1 protein-coding gene and 1 pseudogene are annotated in these 2070 nt (G+C 61.1%); one reads left to right on the top strand and one right to left on the bottom strand.

What is annotated here, in order from left to right:
• Positions 1-720: pseudogene (locus LZ017_RS21680) on the bottom strand (integron integrase); the annotation flags it as partial.
• 332 nt (positions 721-1052) lie between these two features.
• On the opposite strand from LZ017_RS21680, the gene LZ017_RS21685 reads away from it, so the two are divergent.
• Entirely contained in the window at positions 1053-1487 is a 435-nt protein-coding gene (locus LZ017_RS21685; protein WP_241399014.1) for a hypothetical protein, read from the top strand.
• Positions 1488-2070: the final 583 nt, after the last annotated feature.

Raw genomic sequence — 2070 nt, forward strand, 5'->3', positions numbered from 1 at the left:
CCGCTGAAACGTCTCGTCATAGAGAGGATGCCGGCGCACGACGCCGCTGCGCGGGTCGGTGGAGTGGTGATCCTGCGGAAAGACCCAGAACCAAGCCTAGCTGACGCCGGCGCGCGGGTACTTCCGCTCCAAGGCATACGGCATCTCCACGCCGGCTTGGCCTTGCGCAACATCGGCGGCCCAGACCTGCCGGCATTCGCCCAACTGCCCCCTCAGGGCAGGGAGCAAAGACTGCGGCAACATCACCACCCGGTCCTTGCCGCCCTTACCCTCGCGGACATAGATGGCCCGGTGGCCGAAATCCACATCCTTCACTCGCAGACCCAGCGCTTCCGAGATGCGCATGCCCGTGCCGTACAGCAACTCGACCAATAGCCGATGGACGCCAGACATCGCCGCCAAGATTGCCTGGCCCTCATCACGGCTCAGCACCACCGGCAGGCGCGGCTTCGGCACCGGCCGACCAATGTCCTTCATCCAAGGCAGCTGATGACCCAGCACCTTGCCGTACAGGAAGAGCAGGGCCGACAGCGCCTGGCGGTGACTGGACGGCGACAGCTGGCGCTCAGACGCCAGGTGGGTCAAGAACGCTTCGACCTCGGGCCCACCCATCTCGGCGGGATGCTTGAGCTGATGAAAGCGGATGAACGCACGAGCCCAGTGAACATAGGCCCGCTCCGTGCGCAGGCTGTAGTGCACGAGCCGGCAACGCTCACGCATCTGATCGAGCAGACGTACCGAACGAAGCGGTGGAAGGTCTACGACCGGCGCAGGACGTAGGGTTCCCCGGGGGACGGTTGGACCCGAAAGAGATGGCAACATTGCGGCCTGCCTTCCTCCTGAGGGGGCGCCGCGCGAACCCTTCAGGACACATGTAAGAGGCGCGGCATTTGCCGTTAAAAATAGTACTGTATGAAAGTACAGCCACAGGGAGAAAGAACAGATGGGACAGTGGCTTACGCACGCCATGGCGCAGCCGTTACCGCACGGCCTCCGGTGTTATCCGACACTTTCTGTCGGTATATAACTAGTTGAACCGCTCCGCGCACCAGATGCTCAAGTACGGTCCGCCCGAACAAGTCTTCGTTGAGAACGAGTGGTACGACGGTCCACGCGCCGGAATTGCCAACGTGAATGGACAGCCTCACCGCTTTGTCTCGCAATGGGATGAGCACGGGGACGATTACCTCGGAACGTTCCTCGTGTGGCCGGTTCGATCCGAGGAGCTTTCCCTTGAGCAAGAGCAATGGCGAATATTTGTCAGTTGGAATGACAAATATGAAGCCGGAGCGGCGAGCACCGACACGCACCCTGGAAATCCGGGCACAAACAGTCGATGGGATGAGCTCGCGCGTCTGCTTGCGACGCTTCGCGCGCCGACGCCAGAACATGCCCAAAGAGCCCGCGCAGAAGTGGTGCCGTTGGACAGGGAGCGGCGCTACGACGAGTCCGGCCCCTGCTATCAAATGTCTTGGAGCCTGCTATGAGCGGCAGATTCAAAGAGCGGTTCAACCTTTTGCTGCAACGGACGGCTTCGCCGCCCGCTGAGCGCCGACGTTAGGCCCAACGACGATGGAAGACCAGGATCTGATCTGCGACGAGTGTGGGAGCGGCTATCTCGCCAAGTCGTCCCAAATGGCCAAGCTTTGCCCAGAGTGCGCTCATCGTCTTTACGGGTATCCGGAATGCGTGCACGTGTTCGAGAACGGGCGTTGCACCAAATGTCATTGGGGCGGAAAGTCGTCCGCGTACTTGGGTTCGGACGCGGCGGGAGGCTGAGTGCTAGTCGAGAGCATTTGGCCTAACCAGTTACAGGGACTGCCCACCGCGTCAACACCGTCTCATTGAATTCCCCCGCAAGAACTGACCCCGATTGATCTGGATTTCACACGCCGACTCGAACGAAGGGCTGAACAGAGAACAGACTGCCACTCTACAGACGGCCTTGTTGCAGTCGCTGGCAGGTACCCTGGCGCTGCGGACCCAGATACGAACCGCTCAGCAGGGCTCCATTCCATTCGCGTGGACTGGGTCCGAAGACCGCGTGCCACCACTGGTTAGTCGAGCTTA

The organism is Pelomonas sp. CA6, from assembly GCF_022549225.1.
GTDB lineage: Bacteria > Pseudomonadota > Gammaproteobacteria > Burkholderiales > Burkholderiaceae_C > Roseateles.